The 18,890-nt window shown below is 45.3% G+C and carries 13 protein-coding genes; 1 reads left to right on the top strand and 12 read right to left on the bottom strand.

Going from position 1 to position 18,890, the window contains the following annotated elements:
• Positions 1-101: 101 nt before the first annotated feature.
• The 7 genes from AWH61_RS09615 to AWH61_RS09585 all read right to left on the bottom strand — a co-directional run bounded on the left by AWH61_RS09615 (position 102) and on the right by AWH61_RS09585 (position 8,699).
• Entirely contained in the window at positions 102-848 is a 747-nt protein-coding gene (locus AWH61_RS09615; RefSeq protein ID WP_039232199.1) for a DUF481 domain-containing protein, read from the bottom strand.
• Positions 849-1,061: 213 nt separating this feature from the next.
• The gene (locus AWH61_RS09610) at positions 1,062-1,865 is read right to left on the bottom strand and encodes a DUF481 domain-containing protein (RefSeq protein WP_075176915.1); all 804 of its coding nucleotides are present in this window, start codon (positions 1,863-1,865) and stop codon (positions 1,062-1,064) included.
• A 133-nt stretch (positions 1,866-1,998) separates the two neighbouring features.
• The gene (locus tag AWH61_RS09605) at positions 1,999-2,823 is read right to left on the bottom strand and encodes an HDOD domain-containing protein (RefSeq protein ID WP_039232196.1); all 825 of its coding nucleotides are present in this window, start codon (positions 2,821-2,823) and stop codon (positions 1,999-2,001) included.
• Positions 2,824-2,863: 40 nt separating this feature from the next.
• The gene (locus tag AWH61_RS09600; protein ID WP_039228189.1) at positions 2,864-3,154 is read right to left on the bottom strand and encodes a DUF1289 domain-containing protein; all 291 of its coding nucleotides are present in this window, start codon (positions 3,152-3,154) and stop codon (positions 2,864-2,866) included.
• A 271-nt stretch (positions 3,155-3,425) separates the two neighbouring features.
• The gene (locus AWH61_RS09595; protein ID WP_014950391.1) at positions 3,426-4,136 is read right to left on the bottom strand and encodes an SIMPL domain-containing protein; all 711 of its coding nucleotides are present in this window, start codon (positions 4,134-4,136) and stop codon (positions 3,426-3,428) included.
• Positions 4,137-4,299: 163 nt separating this feature from the next.
• Complete coding sequence (locus tag AWH61_RS09590) at positions 4,300-7,422, bottom strand: efflux RND transporter permease subunit (protein WP_014977213.1); 3,123 nt, start codon at positions 7,420-7,422, stop codon at positions 4,300-4,302.
• On the bottom strand, positions 7,422-8,699 hold the full coding sequence (locus AWH61_RS09585) for an efflux RND transporter periplasmic adaptor subunit (protein WP_014950392.1): 1,278 nt from the start codon (positions 8,697-8,699) through the stop codon (positions 7,422-7,424). The genes AWH61_RS09590 and AWH61_RS09585 overlap by 1 nt, the downstream gene beginning before the upstream one ends.
• A 404-nt stretch (positions 8,700-9,103) precedes the next feature.
• On the opposite strand from AWH61_RS09585, the gene AWH61_RS09580 reads away from it, so the two are divergent.
• On the top strand, positions 9,104-10,186 hold the full coding sequence (locus AWH61_RS09580; protein WP_014950393.1) for a LysR family transcriptional regulator: 1,083 nt from the start codon (positions 9,104-9,106) through the stop codon (positions 10,184-10,186).
• A 155-nt stretch (positions 10,187-10,341) separates the two neighbouring features.
• Here the strand turns inward: AWH61_RS09580 and lpdA are convergent, their stop codons facing one another.
• The 5 genes from lpdA to ampE form a co-directional block, all read right to left on the bottom strand.
• Entirely contained in the window at positions 10,342-11,763 is a 1,422-nt protein-coding gene (lpdA, locus tag AWH61_RS09575) for a dihydrolipoyl dehydrogenase (protein WP_014950394.1), read from the bottom strand.
• A gap of 132 nt (positions 11,764-11,895) precedes the next feature.
• Complete coding sequence (aceF, locus tag AWH61_RS09570) at positions 11,896-13,947, bottom strand: pyruvate dehydrogenase complex dihydrolipoyllysine-residue acetyltransferase (RefSeq protein WP_075176914.1); 2,052 nt, start codon at positions 13,945-13,947, stop codon at positions 11,896-11,898.
• Positions 13,948-13,968: 21 nt separating this feature from the next.
• A complete protein-coding gene (gene aceE, locus AWH61_RS09565) occupies positions 13,969-16,644 on the bottom strand; it encodes a pyruvate dehydrogenase (acetyl-transferring), homodimeric type (RefSeq protein ID WP_039228012.1) in 2,676 nt (891 codons plus the stop codon).
• Positions 16,645-16,855: 211 nt separating this feature from the next.
• Positions 16,856-17,602, bottom strand: a complete 747-nt coding sequence (gene pdhR / locus AWH61_RS09560; RefSeq protein WP_014950397.1) for a pyruvate dehydrogenase complex transcriptional repressor PdhR — start codon at positions 17,600-17,602, stop codon at positions 16,856-16,858.
• 365 nt (positions 17,603-17,967) lie between these two features.
• Positions 17,968-18,870, bottom strand: a complete 903-nt coding sequence (gene ampE, locus AWH61_RS09555) for a beta-lactamase regulator AmpE (RefSeq protein ID WP_075176913.1) — start codon at positions 18,868-18,870, stop codon at positions 17,968-17,970.
• Between the last annotated feature and the right edge of the window lie 20 nt (positions 18,871-18,890).

The following is an 18,890-nucleotide window of genomic DNA, read 5'->3' as shown; positions in this document are numbered from 1 at the left end:
AAACGCTGCACAATGTGCAGCGTTTTTTTATGCCTGTGATTTTACTTCAATGCGTTGAAGTGCCCAGCCCTACTTCAGTGCGCTGAGCATATAAGGTAGGCTTAGAAGAAGTTGTAAACTAAGCTAACTGCTGTTTCTGTGTCTAGTTTTTCAACGTCGTCTTCAACATTGGTGTTGTGGTCAAGCTTGAAAGAAAGACGCATTGAAAGGTTACCGCTGATTGTAGCTGTAAGGGCTGACTCAGCACGTGATTTCGTGTTGTCAGAACCCACTTCGGTACTTACTGTTTGCGTAAATTTGGCGGTATCAGAAATTTTCCAAGAATAAGCTGATGACGCACGAACAATCATGCTATCTAGGTTTTCACCATCCTGAGTTTCGATGAATGAGTAACCAGGACCGATTGAATATTCAAGGGTGTGACGCTTGTTCTCAAGAACTTTTTGGTTCCAACCCGCAGCAACAGTAGACTGGTAGTTAAAGTTGCTAAAACGGTTGTCTTCGTACGAAGCAAAGCCGAACAAGCGGTTATCTGGATTTTCTAGTTTATAGTTACCTTGTGCAGAACCGAAGAAACTTTGAGCAGAAGTACGCTCTACTTCTTCGCCAGAGGCGTCTTGAGTAGTTTCTCTTTTATAAAGGCCTTCAAGGGCGTAGTCGTTACTCCAATTTTCTAGCTCTTGGTGCGCTACTATACCTGCAGTAATTGACGTGGTTTCAGTGTTACCTGTTGTTGAGATAAAACCTAGCTCACCTTCCATTGTAAAAGGCTTAACTTCATCGTCTTGAGCAAAAGCGGCTGGAGAAAGAGAAATTGCAATTAAAGATGCAAGCACTTGCTTTTTCATTGAACAATCCTATTGATTATCGGTCCATTCGTTGTACTCGATACCTTTTGAACTGCAAGGCGGTACAACACGAGTTTTTAAACAGATCTGCTAGGCAGTGCCGCGAGGCGGCAAGCACTACAAACAATGGTGCGCAGTGTACATTTTCAAAGCTCTCAGTCAATGCGAACACGGTAAAAAGCCAAAGATAACCCGTTAATTTACACTAATTGACTAAAAAAACTGATAGACCAGCGCCACAGAGGTCTCTGTACTTAAGGCTGCGACATCTTCTGCGGTGTCTGTTTCATGGTTTAGTATGAAGGATAGCTTCATCGCCAGTGAACCAAATACGTTAGCTGAAAGCGAAGTTTCTGACCGTGATTTCATATTTTCTTCACCCGCCTCAGTGCTAACAAACTGCCTTAGCTTAGCACCTGAACTCCAGTGGTATTTGTATTCGGCGGACGCTCTTACAATGATGCCATCGTTGACTACGCTTTCATTATCTTCTTCAGCTTCAATAAAACTGTAGCCAGGACCAATGCTATAGCGAAACTCACTGTCTTCACTGCGCCAGAGGCGCTGAGACCAGCCCGCTGCCAGCGAAGCACGGTGATCGTAACCGGTAAATTGATCGTCTTCGTAATCACCGTACATAAAGAGACGGCGACCAGGATTCATGAGTTTATAGTCGAACTGCGCGCTAGTGAAAAAGCGCTGGGCGCTGATGTCCCGCTCTGTTGTTGGCGTACCGCTTTCTTTATAGAGCAACTCGGCGAAGTAGATACTGCTCCAAGTTTCCGTTTCATGGTCAGCATTGACCGCGGCTTTCACACTAGCAGCTGAGGTGTTTCCGGTGTTTACAAGTACACCTAGTTCACCGTCTAGCGTAAAACGAGGAATTTCGTCATCGGTGTCGGGCGTGAAGTCTGCGTGATAGAGGGTTTGTATAAGATCCCTCGCGCTTGCGTGCACACACACGCAGCAACAAACAACGCCAACAACAATGCTTGGCCGGAAGATTTTTTTGAACATAATCTGATTTACGTTGAGCTTTATAGTTTTTAGATTACGTCTTAGTACGACGCTTGTTATACCAATCCTCTGGATGAGCTTTACTACATTTTGCTAATTATCAGTAAAGTAACGGAGTTGTTGCACCGAAAGCTCAGTGAATAAGCGACACAATTTTTGCCGTTTCTTGTTCGGCGTATTCAATTGAATTGCTTATCACTTCCATGTTGAGACTTACTGTATTGGCTATCTCAGGGGTAAAAAGTTCAATGTCAGCGTAACTTTCTTTATTTAACTGACTTACCGTAATTCGATTTGCTAAACACAGGACGCAGATATCTACATCAGATTTATGTTTAGCTTCATCATTCATGAACGTTACCGGATAGTACAACCCAATAGGTAAGTGCCAATTTTCTAGTATGATACCGCTGCATTGAGCAAACGTAAAACCGAAATGCTCCAACTGATTAACGTGCGGCAACACGTTCGTCTCAGCATTCAGGTATGACTGATAGCGTTTAGTTTCTTTCTTGGCCACGACCAGTTCACTTAAGTTTTGCAATATACCCATTACAAAGAAGCGTTCTGCTCCGCGCACGTTAAGTCTCATCGCAAGACTTTTGGCCACCATGCCGCAATACACTGATGCATACCAATGTTTGTCTAAATTTATTAACTTAGTATCAAAGCGTTTAAATGCTGTGCTGGCAGTTTCTGCAATTACCAAGTTATACAGGGCTTCGCCTCCAATCACACTGATTGCTTTGGCAACAGATTCTACTTGAGAAGGAAACCGAAACAGCGAGCTATTTGCCAGCCTTAGTACCTTCGCGGTAAGAGAGGGATCAGCACTAATAAGCTCGCCAATATCCTCGGCGCTGGAACGGGGATCGTCTAATGTTGAACGCAGGCGCACGCATATATCCGGTAACGTAAATGATTTCGCGGCATACGAAACATACTTATCTAACGACATCTAGAAACTCTCAGTCTACTTTTTACAAACTCAAGGCCGCTTATTCTGAACTTGGCGGATCATCAAACAGCGTGAACTGCCCAATTGATTCCCCCAGCTCTTTTTGCTGTTGCTTGCGAGCGCGCGTCAGCACCGCTTTTTTGCGCCGAGCACAGGCGCTGATTATTTTACGTTTAGTTGCATCATCAACCTTAAGCCAGTACAGGCGCTCGTCGCGACTTCGATAGCACCCTTTACAGAAACCCCTTGGACCTGACTCACACACACCAATGCATGGGCTTGGAATTTCAAAAAACTCCAGCTGTTGGGATTGTGATTTTTGTTCCGTCATGTCAGTGGCATAACCTTCAAAAGGTGAAACGAATACCACTTGGGCTGCATTTTCAAGCAAGCAACAGTGGCCACGCTTTAGCTTTATCAATATAAATTAAAACGCATACTCCAACATCTAGCCACTAGACATTAGCAGTAAGGCATTCCAATCATCTAAGCCACGCTGCTTTAAAACTAAGCAATTCGACTCGCAGGCCTTTTCGATATGACAAAGCATAGCACGAAATACGACCTGTTGACTGCTACACCATGTTCGAAAGCCTGATGCGCTAGTCGATAAGTGTGTATTCGATAGTAGAAACCACGCGCACTTTCTTTATATGTGGATGATGACTATCGCGACTAGAAATACTGAACTGCCCTTGGTTAGCGCGCTTAATTTTGCCCAAAGTACTTTTTGAATCTTTGGCAAATTTTTCCGCAACCTCTCTCGCATTGAGCGTAGCTTCTTCAATCATTTCCGGCTTTACTTCGTTTAAGCGGGTAAATACATAGTCGGGCTGAGCGCGGTAGCTTTGGTCTGATAATACAATACCAGTTTTAATTAACTCCCCAATTTGCTGCATAAGCGCTCGCACCTTTTCAACATCATTTGAAAAGACAGTAACGGTTTGAATGGCACTGTAGCGAAATGGCGCTTTTTCACTACTTCCATATTGTTGTGCCAATTTGTCATTTATTTCTGGCTTTCCAATAGTAATGCTTTCTGCTGAAATGCCCTTCTCTTCTAAAAAGTTAGCTACCTGAAGGCTATTCTTTTCAATATGTTCATACAGTTGAGGTAAATCATTGCCCGCGTCGACAAATTGAATAGGCCAAATAACCTGATCAGCAATGTATTCTCGCTCTGACAATCCTTTTACGGTTACTACTCTATCCCACGTTTGCATATCGTTCATGGCAGAAGATACCTGAACACCAAGCAAAGACACAGCAACCACCATGCCCATCGCCATTACTATCGCCGCACCTATTTTCATTCGAATCTCCATTCTTTCTGTTTTCAACAGGATACAAGCGAATATAAGCTTTTCGGTTTCACAAAACGAGATAAAAGCTGACCAATGGTGGCAAAAAAAAGGCCACTCAAATGAGTGGCCTAAAGAGCCCCTTAAGAGGGCAACGCTTGGGTAGACGGGAGAGTTAACCTTTACGCTGTATCAGGTAATAAAATACCGGAGTTAAGATAAGTCCAAATACGGTAACACCAATCATGCCTGAGAATACTGCCACACCCATGGCCTGACGCATTTCAGAGCCGGCACCGGTTGATACCGCCATTGGCAGCACACCCATGATGAAAGCAATGGATGTCATTAGTATTGGACGAAGACGTAATCGACTTGCTTCTTTAATAGCTGAAAGCGCGTCCATCCCCTTGTCTTGTAGCTCTTTTGCAAACTCGACAATAAGAATGGCGTTCTTCGTTGCAAGGCCAACCAGTACAATCAAACCTATTTGGGTAAAAATATTGTTGTCGCCGCCATAAACTTGCACACCAATAAGCGCGCTCAGCAAGGTCATGGGAACAATCAATATGATTGCCAGTGGCAAACGCAGGCTTTCGTATTGTGCAGCCAGTACTAAGAACACCAAAAGCACAACTAATGGGAATACAAACGCTGATGCATTACCCGCTAATATTTGCTGATAGGTGATCTCAGTCCACTCGTAAGTCATGCCAAGTGGTAACGTTTCAGCCAGTATTTCTTCAATTGCTGCCTTCGCTTGGTCAGACGAATAGCCTGGCGCTGCTGCACCGTTTATTTCAGCGGTAACGTATCCGTTATAGTGCATAACACGGTCAGGGCCTGCACTGTGCTCAATGTTCAAGAATGAGCCAAGCGGGATCATTTCACCTTGTGCATTACGCACTTTAAACTGCGTAATGTTCTCAATATCCTGACGGTATTGGGCATCAGCTTGTACATTTACTTGGTAAGTTCTACCGAACAAGTTGAAGTCGTTCACGTATAACGAACCTAAGTAGCCCTGCATGGTGGTAAACAAGGTATCGATGTTCACACCTTGGCTTACCGCTTTTTCACGGTCTACATCCACATCGAGCTGAGGTACAGCAACAGTGAAGCTAGTGAATGCATCGGTAAGCGCTGGGTGTGCCCACGCTTTGCCAATCACTTCTTGCGTTACACGCTCAAGTTCTTCAAAGCCTAGGTTCCCTCTGTCTTCAACCTGTAAACGGAAACCACCAATCGTGCCTAACCCCATTACTGGTGGCGGCGGGAATATTGCCACAAAGGCACCTTTTATAGACCCAAAGTTCTGGTTAAGCTGTGCAGCAATAGCGCCACCAGATAGATCAGGCGTCGTTCTTTTATCAAAGTCAGTCAGCGTTGCAAACAACACGCCTGAGCTTGGACTATTGGTAAACCCGTTAATATTCAAGCCAGGGAATGCAATTGCATCTTCAACACCAGGGTGTTCCATAGCAATACGAGACATTTCACGGATCACCTCTTCAGTTCTGTCTAAGCTTGCTGCATTAGGCAGTTGAGCAAAGGCGACCAAATACTGCTTATCTTGCGGCGGAACATAGCCTGTTGGTGTATTGGCAAACTGGAAGTAAGTGAGCCCTAACAGACCCGCGTAAAGCACCATGATGATACTGCTCTTACGGATAAGCCCACCCACAGCACCAGTGTAGCGCTTTGAGTTACGGTCAAAGAAACGGTTAAACGGTGAAAATACAAAGCGGCCAAACACTTTATCCATTAAACGGGTTAACCAGTCATTCGCTTTACCGTGAGGTTTCAACAGCAATGCAGATAACGCAGGGCTAAGCGTTAACGAGTTAATTGCAGAAATTACCGTAGAGATAGTAATTGTTAGCGCAAACTGCTTATAGAACTGCCCGGTAAGACCGCTCATGAAAGCAGTAGGTACGAATACCGCAGCAAGTACCAAGGTTGTGGCAATAATAGGACCGGTTACTTCTTTCATTGCCTGTACGGTGGCTTCAAACGGCGCTTTGCCTTCAGAAATATTACGCTCTACGTTTTCGACAACAACGATGGCGTCGTCCACAACAATACCGATTGCCAGCACAAGGCCAAACAGCGACAGTGCATTCAGCGAGAAGCCCATTAGCTGCATAAAGGCGAACGTTCCCACAAGTGAAATAGGTACTGCAACGAGTGGAATAATAGACGCACGCCATGTTTGTAAGAACAGTACAACAACAAGTACAACTAACAATACAGCTTCAAGAAGTGTACTAATTACCGCTTCAATCGAACCGCGAACAAATACGGTAGGGTCGTAGGCAATTTCGTATTCAAGGCCTTCAGGGAACGCCTTAGACAGTTCCGCCATACGAGCGCGAACGTCATCTGAAATTTGGATTGCATTAGAGCCTGGTGCTTGGAAAACCGGCACCGCTGCCGCAGGGTTATTGTTAATAAGTGAACGCAGTGCATAAAACTCTGAACCTAGTTCGATACGCGCAACGTCTTTAAGACGGGTTATTTCACCATTCTCACCCGACTTAACAATAATATTTTCAAATTCGGCTTCATCTTTTAAACGGCCGCGCACATTGATAAGCAGCTGAAATTCGCTGGTACCCGTAGGCTGTGCACCTAGGCTACCTGCCGCCGCTTGCTGGTTTTGGTCTGCAATAGCGGCTGCCACATCGCCAGGGTTTAACTGGAGCGCAGCCAGTTTGTTAGGGTCTAACCATACTCTCATGCTGAATTCACCAGCACCGAACAGACGCACTTGCCCAACGCCATTGATTCGCGCTAGCTCGTCTTTAACAAACTGATCAGCATAGTTTGAAAGATAAAGCATGTCATAACGATTATCAGGCGACGTCAGGTGCACTACCATGGTTAAATCTGGTGACGATTTTTCAGTTACCACACCTAAACGCTGTACTTCTTGAGGTAAACGCGGTGTCGCGCGATTTACTCGGTTTTGTACCAGCGTTGTGGCTTCATCTGGATCCGTACCAATGGCAAACGTAATTGTTAGCGTCATACGGCCATCACTGGTTGCCTGTGATGACATATACAGCATGTTTTCAACACCGTTGATTTCTTGCTCTAGCGGCGTTGCAACTGTTTCCGCGATAACTTCTGGGTTTGCACCGGGATAATTCGCAGTTACCACCACGGTAGGCGGCACTACTTCTGGGTATTCAGTGATAGGCAGTTGCCAGACAGCAATTGCACCACCTATAAAAATAAGTAGGGAAAGCACGCCCGCAAAAATCGGGCGGCTAATGAAAAACTGCGAAATGTTCATTACTTAAGACCTGCTGTTGCTGTACCTGTGGCAAATGAACCACCAGATAAAACATCCTCATACTGCGCCATGTTTTGGGTTACTTGTGTTGCATTATCAACACGTGACTGCCAGCTAGATAAGTTTGCCAAAGCATCTTCATCACCCATAGGCACTTCGTTAGCGGCAACTTGGGCACCAGGGCGAACGCGCTGTAAGCCATCAACCACAATGGTGTCGTTTACATTCAAGCCGCTTGTGATGATGCGCATGCTACCCACTTTGTCGCCTAGCTTAACCGCACGGTATTCCACTTTACTTTCGTCGTTTACAACCAGTACAAACTTATTATTAAGATCTGTGCCGATAGCTTTTTCTTTAATAAGAATGCCCTGTTCATCGGTGTCACCTGCCAATTTTAAGTGTGCAAACAATCCCGGAATTAAACGACCTTCTTCGTTATTAAATACGGCACGAACGCGAAGTGTGCCAGTGCTACCGTTAACCTGGTTGTCGATGAAATCAATTTGACCCCAGTGGTTATAATCAGACTCGTTAGCAAGGCGCATCGCTACCGGCTGCTCGCTCACTGCTGTTGAAGCCGCTGATTTATCGGTTAGATAGTTTAGGTAGGTCTGCTCATCAATATCGAAATACGCATATAAACGGTCGGTCGATACGATGCGAGTCAACTCTGTTTGTCCTGCGGTAACAAAGTTACCTTCAGTAATGTTTGCGCGAGAAATACGTCCAGAAATAGGTGCTTCAACACGAGCAAAGCCTCGATTTAGGCGCGCTACTTCAAGTGCGGCTTGCGTTTGGTTTAAGCTTGCAAGCGCTTGGTTTTTCTCAGCTAAACGGGCATCAAGAACTTCTTCAGAAACCGCCTGGGTTTTACGAAGTTTAAAAGCACGGCTATAGTTTTGCTCAGCCAACTGAACGCGACTTTTGGCTTCTTCAAGCTGTGCAGTCAATCGATCAACTTCTGCTTTAAACGTGCGGTTATCAATTAAGAATAAGGTTTGCCCTTGTTCGACATATTCGCCTTCGTCAAATGCAACAAAGTCAATATAGCCCGACACGCGTGGGCGAAGCGCAACAATTTGCGGAGACTCTAGACGACCTGTAAAATTATCCCACTCGGTTAAACGCTGAGACACAACCGTTGCCACATCAACAGGAACACCAGCATTTGCGCCAGCGCTCATTGATTGACTTGGATCCTGCTCGTCACCACCGCATGCAGCGACAAGCGCAGTTAGGCTTACTATTGCCAATAAACGGGTAAAAGTTTTCATTGCAAGATTCTCTTAAAAATTAAACTAAAGTTTGATGCTGTGCATTATGCATCGCCACCAACAATAAAAATAATTATCTTTTTATATGCAACACATCACATGATATTATATATTGAAGATCGGGCTGACAGAGACAACCGCTTTTAAAGATTTAGAAGAATGGTTTCGCAGAGAAAATGAGAATAACCGTATAAAAAGCGAGAGCTTAGGGAAATCAACGGTTACAGCGATATAGTGTACCAGTGTCGCTCGTCGCATTCATTTGGAAAATAAATGCTTTTAGCTATAACCTATAACTAAACTATGTCAGTTAAATTACATAGCCAAAAAAGAAGTAAACGGCAGCTTTTTTCATCGTTCGGTAGATGAAAGTAGATTGTCCGCAATAGATACCGGAGACAACCATGCGTCCACATGATTTAAATTTATTGATGATTTTTGATGCCATCATGACCGAGGGTGCAATTACCCGCGCAGCTGACAGGCTGTCGATGACGCAACCTGCGGTATCTAACGCACTCTCTCGTATGCGCACAGCCTGGAAAGATGAACTGTTCGTTAAAGACGGCCGCGGTATTCAACCTACCTCATTTGCTAAAAATTTATGGAGCCAGATTCAGGGCCCTTTAGGCGAGCTCGAAGTCGCCGTTAACCCAACTGACTTTAACCCTGCAACAGCTAAGCGTACCTTTCGTATAGCTGCAACTGACAGCATCGTTTCTATGGTGTGGGGGCCGCTACGCAAAGTTATTGAGAATGAAGCGCCTGGTATTAATATCCATGCCATTCCTAATTACGACATGGAAACCGATAAAATACTCAAAGATGCTGAAGCAGAGCTCACTTTCTCTAAATATCAGGAGCCTGGCTCTGTTATTCGTGCCGAACATGTTCTCGACCCAAGCTGGGTTGTGGTAATGCGCCCCGATCATCCATTAGCAAAATCTCAATTGACCTTAGAAGACTTTGTCGCGGCTGATCATCTTCTCGTTTCTGTTACAGGCGATGTGACTGGCCCTACAGATCAGGTGCTGGCGAATTTAGGCCTTAAACGCCGCGTGGCAATGTCAGTAAACCAGTTTTATAACGCTACACCGTTACTAAAAGAGAGCAACCTTATTTGTGTAGCACCGTCTTTGGTAATGGAAAAAGAGATTTTCTCAGGCGAATTGGCAGTATTTGAAACTCCAATAGAAATTGTCAGCTCTCCGCTGTCTGTGATGTGGCACAAACGTCAGGATCAAGACGCGGGCTTACAGTGGCTTAGAGGACTCGTAGTTAGATTTATTCGCGAGCGTGTACAACGTCATGAAATGCTGCTCTCTCAATGCTGTAGAAAAGCCTATTGCGCCGAAACGGTTAAGCGCTTTATGGACCAGCGCAATATGGACTGTGAAGAATTCACGCCAGCGCATTTGAAAACGCCCAGCAACGATGAAATGGACGAAGAACGCGACACCGTAGCGGTTGGAAAAGAAACAGCTTAATACTAGCCTGCTTAGATAACTACACACTCGGCGAGACTTAACATGTTCGCCATTGCGTTGTGCTATCGCAGGTAAAGTGGTTCTAAAACATTCAAAGCCCTAATAAAAAACCGCTCAAAGAGCGGTTTTTTCGTAGTTCGAACAAAGAAGCTAATTTACTTCTTTTTCTTTGCTTTCGGGTTTGGTAGGTCAGTAATACTTCCTTCGAAGATTTCAGACGCAAGACCAATTGATTCGTTAAGCGTTGGGTGAGCGTGGATAGTCAATGCTACGTCTTCAGCGTCAGCACCCATCTCAATAGCTAGGCCGATTTCGCCAAGCATTTCGCCCGCGTTGGTACCTACCATAGCACCACCAATTACGCGGCCCGTTTCTTTTTCGAAAATCATCTTAGTCATACCGTTAGTTGCATCAGATGCAATTGCACGGCCTGAAGCAGCCCATGGGAACGTTGCTGTTTCATAGCTTACGCCCTGCTCTTTCGCTTCTTTTTCAGTTAGACCAACCCAAGCAACTTCTGGCTCAGTGTACGCTACTGAAGGAATAGCACGTGGGTCGAAGTAATGCTTCTGTCCAGCAATAACTTCTGCTGCAACGTGACCTTCGTGAACCGCTTTGTGCGCAAGCATTGGCTGACCTACAAGGTCACCGATTGCGAAGATGTGGTCAACGTTAGTACGCATTTGCTTATCAACGTTGATGAAGCCACGCTCGTCAACGTTTACGCCAGCCGCATCTGCGCCAACTAGCTTACCGTTTGGCTTACGACCAACAGCAACAAGTACTTTGTCGTAGCGCACTGGCTCAGCAGGTGCGTTCTTACCTTCAAATGTTACGTACAAGCCATCGTCTTTTGCTTCAACCGCAGTCACTTTGGTTTCAAGCATGATGTTAAACTTGTCTTTGTAGTCTTTCATGAACACTTTCATGATGTCTTTGTCAGCTGCTGGAATTAGCTGATCTAAGAATTCAACTACATCAATGTTCGAGCCAAGTGCTTCGTACACAGTACCCATTTCTAGACCGATGATACCACCGCCTAGTACTAGCATTTTCTCTGGAATGTCTTTCATTTCCAGTGCGCCAGTTGAGTCGATTACACGATCATCTTCTGGGATGAACGGTAGGCTTACTGGCTCAGAACCCGCAGCGATAATCGCTTTCTCGAAAGTAATAGTAGTAACGTCGTCACCATTTTTTACTTCTAGGGTGTTTGCGCCTGTAAATTTACCGAAGCCTTGTACGTGCTTGGTTTTACGCATTTTAGACATACCGCTAAGGCCATTTGTCAATTGCTTAACAACGCCGTCTTTGTATTCGCGGATTTTATCTAAATCGATGGTAGGCTCGCCAAACGATACACCGTGGCTAGCAAGGTGCTTCGCTTCTTTCATCACTTTAGCAACGTGAAGAAGGGCTTTTGAAGGGATACAGCCAACATTAAGACAAACACCACCAAGCGTGTCGCGAGAGTCTACGATAACTGTTTCAATACCTAAGTCAGCCGCACGGAATGCTGCTGAATAACCGCCAGGGCCGCCGCCCAGTACCACCAATTGCGTTTTAATTTCGCTCATTGTGAACCTCAATCCTGTTCTTGTAGGGTCATGCTATTACTTTTGTGTAATAGCATAACCTAAATGCCACCAAATGGGCTTATAAAATCGTCGAAAATGTTACTGATATTGTAAACTTTTTCGACCTTTTATTTAAAGTATGATTCTGCGTAAGTCAGTTAGGTTTGCAGCAACCTCAGTAGAGAATCTTGCACCTACCGCACCATCGATGACTCGGTGGTCGTATGACAGGCTTAGCGGCACCATTAAGCGCGGCTCAAACTCTTTACCATTCCACTTAGGCTTCATCTCAGACTTAGACACACCTAATATGGCGACTTCTGGTGCATTTACAATAGGCGTAAACGCCGTGCCACCAATACCACCTAGACTAGAGATAGTGAACGTTCCACCCTGCATGTCAGCCGCTTTAAGCTTGCCTTCACGGGCTTTCTTAGATGTTTCGATAAGCTCTTGAGACAGCTGCTCAATACCTTTCTTATTCACGTCACGAATAACAGGTACAACAAGGCCTCCCGGTGTTTCAACCGCAATACCAATGTTGATAAACTTCTTAATGATTAAGCTCTCGCCGTCGTCAGACAGTGATGAGTTGAATACTTCGTATTTCTCAAGCGCTTTCGCTACCGCTTTCATAACGAATACTAGTGGTGTGATCTTAAGACCAGACTTTATTTTCGCGTGGTAAGCGTTTTGCTCTTTACGGAATTCTTCAACTTCAGTGATATCTGCTTCGTCGAACTGCGTAACGTGCGGGATAGTCGCCCAGTTACGGTGTAAGAACGGTCCAGAGATCTTTTGAATTCGAGAAAGCTTTTGTTCTTCAATCTCGCCAAACTTGCTGTGATCAACAGGCTTAACCGGAACGATTTGAAGTACGTTGTCGCCCACAGGAGCACTGCCTGAAGCTGCTGCTGTGCGAGGTTTCGCAAGCTCAGCTTTCACATAGGCTTGAACGTCTTCTTTCAAGATACGGTTTTTAGGACCAGAGCCGTTAACTTGAGTAAGGTCTACACCAAACTCACGAGCAATACGGCGAACCGAAGGAGAAGCATGTGCTTTACCTGTATTCTTGGCTTCTGGCGCTGGAGGCACAGGAGAGCGACCTTGCGAGGCTTCCTGCTGTGACCCTTGTTGAGTCTCTTCTTGCTGTGAGTCTTGTTTAGTCTCTTCTTGCTTAGGCGCTTCAGCAGGCTTTTCAGCTGCACTTGAAGACGAACCACCGCTGGTCTCAAGCTTAACAACTAAGGTGCCTTGCTTAACTTTGTCGCCCGCTTTGATAAAGACTTCTTTAATCGTACCTGCATGTGTCGAAGGCACATCCATGGTCGCTTTATCAGTTTCTAGCGTGATAAGACCGTCTTCTTTTTCAACGGTATCGCCAGCTGATACAAGTACATCGATAACGTCAACTTCACCGTCTTCACCAATGTCTGGTACAGCAACTTCGATAGTCTCGCTACTTGCAGACGCCGCTGGCGCTGATTCTTGCTTTGCACTTTCCTGCGCAGCCGGTGCAGATGCTTCAGAAGAAGCATCGCTAGACGCCGATTCACTTGAAGACGAGCCTGAACCCGCTACTTCAAGCTTAATAACAACTGTGCCTTCTTTCACTTTATCACCAGTACTGATGAATACTTCTTTCACCGTACCTGCGTGTGTTGAAGGAACGTCCATGGTTGCTTTATCGGTTTCAAGGGTAATTAGCCCATCTTCTTTTTCAATGGTGTCGCCCACTGAAACCAATACGTCGATTACGTCTACTTCGTCGTCAGAACCGATATCCGGTACTGCAACTTCAATCACTTCGCTGCTGCCAGACGAAGCTGGCGCTGCTTCTGACTTGCTTTCGTCTTTTGGTGCTTCTTCTTGCTTAGGTGCATCTTCTTTAGAAGATTCATCTGAAGCGTTTTCTTCAGACGCGCCTTCATCGGCACTGTCACCATTGGCAACTTTCATTTCACCAATCACATCGCCTTCTTTGATTTTATCGCCTACTGATACAGTCAGGCTTACAATCTCACCTTCAAACGGTGCTGGGATGTCCATTGACGCCTTGTCACTTTCAACAGTAACAACGCCTTCATCAGCCTCAATGTTGTCGCCTACGGCAACACATAGCTCGATAACTTCAACTTCGTCACCGCCTACGTCGGGTACGATAATCTTTTGAATATCTGACATATGTAAAATACCTTATCTGGCTTACGCGTAAAGTGGGTTAAGTTTTTCAGCGTTAATTTCAAAACGCTTAATGGCTTCTGCTACCACTTTCTTCTCAACGTCACCGCGCTGAGCCAATTCGTAAAGTGATGCCACCACAATGTATGACGCATTAACTTCAAAGTGAGTACGCAAGTTTTCACGGCTATCGCTTCGACCGAAACCGTCTGTACCTAGGCATCGGTATTCAGTTTCGATGAACGCACGTACTTGGTCTGAGTAGTTCTTCACATAGTCAGTGGCAGAAATCGCAGGACCTGCGTCTTTCGTAATTACCTGACCAATGTAAGGTACTTTTTGCTCAGCTTCTGGGTTTAGCATGTTCCAGCGTGCTACGTCTTGGCCTTCACGCGCTAGCTCGTTGAACGAGGTCACTGAGTAAACGTCAGATGATACGTTATAGTCGTCACAAAGAATTTGTGCCGCTTTACGCACTTCGTTCAAGATAGTGCCTGAGCCCATCAACTGAACATTCAGCTTAGACTTGTCATTTTCAACACGCTCAAGCTTGTAGATACCTTTAATGATCTGTTCAGCAACATCATCACCTTCTGGCATTGCAGGATGCTGATAGTTCTCGTTCATCAATGTTAGGTAATAGAAGATATTCTCGTTATTACCGTACATGCGACGTAGACCGTCTTGAACGATAACTGCTACTTCGTAACCATACGTTGGGTCGTAAGTAATACAGTTAGGAATTAGGTTCGCTTGAACATGTGAGTGGCCGTCTTGGTGCTGTAGACCTTCACCGTTAAGTGTGGTTCTACCCGCAGTTGCGCCTAATAGGAAACCACGCGCTTGGCTATCGCCTGCCGCCCATGCAAGGTCACCAACACGTTGGAAACCAAACATTGAGTAGTAAATGTAGAACGGAATAGTGGTAGCGTTACACGTTGAGTAAGACGTACCCGACGCAACCCACGATGCCATTGCACCTAGCTCGTTAATACCTTCTTGTAATACCTGACCTTTCTTATCTTCGCGATAGTAAGCGACTTGGTCGGCATCTTGAGGTACGTATTTCTGGCCTTCATTGGCGTAAATACCTACCTGACGGAACAAACCTTCCATACCGAATGTACGGGCTTCATCAGGAATAATTGGCACAATACGCTTACCAATTTTCTTATCTTTCAATAGCGCGTTAAGTACACGTACAAACGTCATGGTTGACGATACTTGACGGTCACCTGACCCTTTTAAGATAGCGTCGAATGCACTTAGCTCAGGAATTTCAAGCTGCTCTTCAGCCTGTTCACGGCGAGAAGGCAAGTAACCGCCTAGAGCTTCACGACGCTCGCGAAGGTACTTCATTTCTTCGCTGTCTTCGTCGAACTTGAAGTATGGCAGGTCAGCAATTTTCTCGTCTGCTACAGGAATATTGAAACGATCGCGGAACGCTTTGATTGAATCAACGTCCATCTTCTTAACGTTGTGCGCCACGTTTTGTGCTTCGCCTGATGCACCTAAACCGAAACCTTTAACCGTTTTAGCAAGGATTACCGTTGGACGACCTTTCGTATCAATGGCTTTTTGGTAAGCCGCGAATACTTTAACTGGATCGTGACCACCACGGTTCAAGCGCCAGATGTCGTCGTCAGACATGTTCGCAACAAGTGCCGCTGTTTCAGGATACTTGTTGAAGAAGTTTTCACGGGTGTACTTGCCGCCTTTGGCTTTACAGTTCTGGTATTCACCGTCTACCGTTTCACCCATAAGCTGAATTAGCTTGCCAGATTTATCACGAGCTAATAGCTCATCCCAGTAGCTACCCCAAATAACTTTCACTACTTCCCAGCCAGCGCCGCGGAACGTACCTTCAAGTTCTTGGATAATTTTGCCGTTACCACGTACAGGTCCGTCTAGACGCTGAAGGTTACAGTTGATAACAAACGTTAGGTTGTCTAGGCCTTCACGAGAAGCAAGACCAATTGCACCCAAGCTCTCTGGCTCATCACACTCACCGTCACCCATGTAGCAGTAAACGCGCTGACCTGAACAGTCTTTGATACCACGGTTAGTTAGGTACTTAAGGAAGCGCGCTGTGTAGATAGCTTGAAGTGGACCAAGACCCATAGATACGGTTGGGAATTGCCAGTAGTCTTTCATCAAGTGAGGGTGTGGGTAAGACGACAGACCATCGCCAGCACACTCTTGACGGAAGTTGTTTAACTGCTCTTCAGTTAAGTTGCCTTCCATATATGAGCGCGCATAAATACCTGGAGAAATATGGCCCTGAGCGAAAATAAAGTCGCCGCCTTGGTTCTCGTTAGGCGCTTTGAAGAAGTGGTTAAAGCCAACATCGTAAAGCATAGCCGATGATGCGAAGCTACCAATGTGGCCACCAAGCTCTAGGTCTTTTTTAGATGCACGCAATACAATCATCAATGCGTTCCAACGAATCGCCGCACGGATGCGCGCTTCGATGGTCAAGTCACCAGGCATTTTTGGTTCTTGCGCTGCAGGGATAGTATTGATGTAGGCAGTAGTTGCGTCATACGGTAGATGCGCTCCGCTGCGACGTGCTTTATCAATAAGTTTTTCGAGTAAATAATGGGCGCGTTCTACGCCTTCCTCTTCTAAAACCGACTCAAGCGCATCAATCCACTCTTTAGTTTCTTGAGGATCTACATCTTGGTGCATCATATCAGACATGGTGCCATCCTATTTTTTGCTTATATAGAAAATCCTCCCTTAGCATTGCCTCTACTCTTAAAGGCGCTAAAAGAAGGAAAACTAAATTACGTTGTACTCACAGTGACCCAATCTGGCTCACCTGCTTTTGCAGTGGCACAGGAAAAACCTGACCGGCCTCTGCGAATGAATAGCTATCTAGCCCTTATCTTATGAAAAGTCAGACTAGTAACTAAATCTCTAATCGTCGCAATGCGCGCTGTACGCGGGTATCGCGTTGATTAATGGTTAATAGCGTTTTTTCAATAAACGCCAAATGCGTATTACATGCCTGACGCGCAGCTTCAGGGTCGCGAGAAGCAATGGCTTCTACAATTTCACGACGCTGCTTAGCAATGTCTTCCACCGCTTCAGGGTGCGCTGCCAACATGTCAAAGTTTCGTTCAATATTGTCCACCAGCATGCTTTGCATGGTGCTCATTACGTGCAACAACACCATATTGTGTGATGCTCTTGCCATAATGATATAAAACTGTCCTAGCGCCTCAGCTTGGGCACGCTTGCTTTCGTGCGCTTTAGGCGTAGGTACGTCGTTCAGTGCTTGCTTCAATGCGTTGTAATCTTCAGGTTGACCACGAAGTGCCGCATAGTACGCCGCCATCCCTTCAAGCGCATGACGAAATTCAAGCAAATCAAATTGAGTTTCAGGACGCTGGCTAACTAAGTCCATTAGGGGGTCTGTCATGGCTGAGTTAAGGTTGCGATTAACAAACGTACCGCCGCCTTGCTTACGTTCTACCAACCCACGTGCCTGTAAATTACCAATGGCTTCCCTAAGCGAAGGTCGCGATACATCAAATTCAAGCGCAAGCTCTCTCTCTGGCGGTAATTTCTGACCAGCCAATAACGTACCGTCGAGTATCATTGACTCGAGTTGCTCGGTAATCACATCAGAGAGTTTTTTTCGCTGCTGCCGCATGCGCGCTACGTATCCTTCTATTTAGACCGTGCTCTATAACAATAGCGACGTTATAAGAGCGGTGAATGTAAAAAATAATCGTGGAATATTTAATCACAAACACAATTGGTAATACCATTTTACCTATCTAGTTTAAGGCAGATCGATTTCGAGGTAAATACTCACAAGCATAGCAAAGCATTTACCTTTTGCTGGGTGTTAAGCTTTATTGTTGAATTTGTTAAGAAAAATCAGTAGCCGCAAACTGGTCTGATGAGGAAGGGAGAATGCAGCAATAGGGGCAAAGCGCCTGATCTACATACAATTAATAAATAGACCAAACGCCCTTCTAAGCCGAGTAGACTAGTAAATGTTAAAAATAATGACTATGCAAGACTGCCTACAAGCGTGAGCGCTGATGTTATTACAAGAAGAAAAATAACATTACGTTTTGCTAACTTTACAAGCACCTTCGGTTCTATTGCTGCATTTTCAGCCTGCAACTGCTGTTCATCAGGCGTTAGAATCTCAGCTTTCGAAGAAATTTGTGTAAGCACATCGTATGCAGGTACATCGAACTGAAGTGCATACTTAATCCACTCAGGCAACGCTCGTGAGAAATGTCCCATCATCAACATGCCAAAAGCGGTAACGCGAACAGGAATATAATCGAGCGCAAACATCAATCTTCCCGCAGCGGCTTTTAAAGGGTGATTTGCATCACACAATGCCTCGGTTGTGCTTCGACTCAAGCTATAAAACAGCGCGCCAGGTGCACCAAAAGCAATAAACCACAGCATCACAGCGGCATAGTGTTGATAGTTAAGCCAGGTAAGGTGTTGGCCAAAAGTTTTGCCTTCTGTACCCGCACTTCCGTCACTGTCTGTTTGACTTGCACAATGCCCTAGTTGGTCGGTGTACATACTGCACGCCTGAAGGTCACCTCGATCAGCAGCATTCAAAAAACTCTTGTAGACGGCTCGCAATGCAGGGCAGCCAATACAGATGAACAAAATTATGCTTTGCTCTATAAACGTAAGAAATGCACCAAGTACCCAGTATTCAATTGCTCCCAGCACTACTGCGGGAAGTAAAAGATAGAAATAAAGTGCTGTGGATGGGGCCTTTTTACTCCCCTCCTCACCTTCATTTCCTTCTTGAAACTTAATCAACCCTTTATCTTGAAGAAAAGCACGATATTGAGCGGCATACTTTTCAATATGCCAATTAGGTGTTTTTGTTATCAACCGCTCGAGGCTGAGAACTAATAGCAAGCTCATTAACATCATAGGTATTGAGTTTCCTTTTT

Origin of the sequence: Alteromonas sp. W12 (genome assembly GCF_001924945.1) — a bacterium.
In the GTDB taxonomy this organism is placed as follows: domain Bacteria; phylum Pseudomonadota; class Gammaproteobacteria; order Enterobacterales; family Alteromonadaceae; genus Alteromonas; species Alteromonas macleodii.
This window is presented reverse-complemented; position numbering and strand designations above follow the sequence as displayed.